The sequence below is a fragment of the Streptomyces sp. NPDC110618 genome, assembly GCF_055657065.1.
On record NZ_JBVKBN010000050.1, the window covers coordinates 1 to 1,459 of the forward strand.

Sequence of the window (1,459 nt, forward strand, 5' to 3'; positions counted from 1 at the left end):
AGACAGGACCTAGTAGGGCTTGGTCAGGTTCGTAGTGGTGTGGGTATGTCGCGGTGGCAGGTGGGGCAGGCGCCGGTCCAGATGGCCAGGAGTGTCTGCAGTTCGCGGACGACTTGGTAGAGGCTCAGACCTGCGCCGCGTCTTTTGGGTCTTGTGCCAGTCGTTGCAGGGTGCAGAAGGCATGGGCGGCGGAGACGAGGGTGACGTGGTGGTGCCAGCCGCCCCAGGTACGGCCCTCGAAGTGGGCCAGTCCTAGGGCCTGTTTCATCTCGCGGTAGTCGTGCTCGATGCGCCAGCGGAGCTTGGCCAGCCGCACCAAAGTCGCCAGGGGCATCCCGGAGGGCAGGTTCGACAGCCAGAACTGCACCGGCTCGCTCTCGCCGGCCGGCCACTCGGCCAGCAGCCATCGCTCGGGCAGCTCCGGGTCGTCGGCGGCTCGGCGGATGCCGCGTCCGGCGGGGCGGACTCTGAGGGCAACGAACCGCGAGTACATTCGTTTCAAGCCGCTGATCCCTTTGCCCGGCCGGGAGCCTTCCCTCCAGGACACCGGCCTCGCAGCCGCCCGCCCGGCTGCGAGGACCAGCTCTTTCATGGTCTGCGCAGGCTCGGGGTACTGCATTGCCGGTGGCCGGCCGGTGCCCGCGTAGGCGGGCTGGACGGGCCGGGCGTCGACCGGATGGGCGGTGTGGCGGGAGGAAATGCCCACCGCATAGGGCAGGTTGCGTTCTTCCAGTCCGCGGCGGAAGGCGGCGGCATCCCCGTAACCGGCGTCCGCGACGACCAGGGGAATGTCGATGCCCCACGACCGGGTCTCGTCGATCATGTCCAGGGCCAGCTGCCACTTCTCCACATGCCCCACTCCGGCGGGAATGCCGCAGCGGCTGCGGCGGGCGACCTTGTCCGCATCCGCCTCCGGGGAGTCCGGATCCCAGGACGCGGGCAGGAACAGCCGCCAGTTCACCGCGGCCGAGGCATGATCCCGGGCCAGGTGCAGCGACACTCCGACCTGGCATTTGGTGACCTTGCCCGCGGTGCCGGTGTACTGCCGGGACACACACGCCGAGGCGCCCCCGTCCTTCAAGAAGCCGGTGTCGTCGACGATCAACGCCTCCGGGCCGATCGCCTCCTGCATTCTCCAGGCCGTCCGGGCCCGCACATGTGCCGGATCCCACGGGCTCGTCGTCACAAAGTGGGCCAGGGCCTGCCGGTTGCCGTCCTCACCGAGGCGGGCCGCCATCGGTTCAACCGACTTGCGCCGCCCGTCCAGCAGCAGCCCCCGCACATACGCCTGCCCCCACCGCCGCTGATCCGCACGGAAGAACCCGTCGAACAACTCCGCAGCGAATACCTCCAGGTCCTCCCGGACCCCGGCCATCTCCTCAGGTGTCACACCACCCCAACGACACCCAGGCATCAACAGACACGCCGCTCACGGATGAAGATGACCAAGCCCTACTAG

At 68.8% G+C, this 1,459-nt stretch carries 1 protein-coding gene; it reads right to left on the reverse strand.

The features are described 5' to 3' along the window. Positions 1-124: 124 nt before the first annotated feature. Entirely contained in the window at positions 125-1,375 is a 1,251-nt protein-coding gene (locus ACZ7L7_RS37165) for an IS701 family transposase (RefSeq protein ID WP_453603710.1), read from the reverse strand. Between the last annotated feature and the right edge of the window lie 84 nt (positions 1,376-1,459).

Bases quoted from the DNA above. Each gene is read 5' to 3' on its own strand.
- ACZ7L7_RS37165 (WP_453603710.1), bottom strand. From the start codon at position 1,375: ATGGCCGGGGTCCGGGAGGACCTGGAGGTATTCGCTGCGGAGTTGTTC.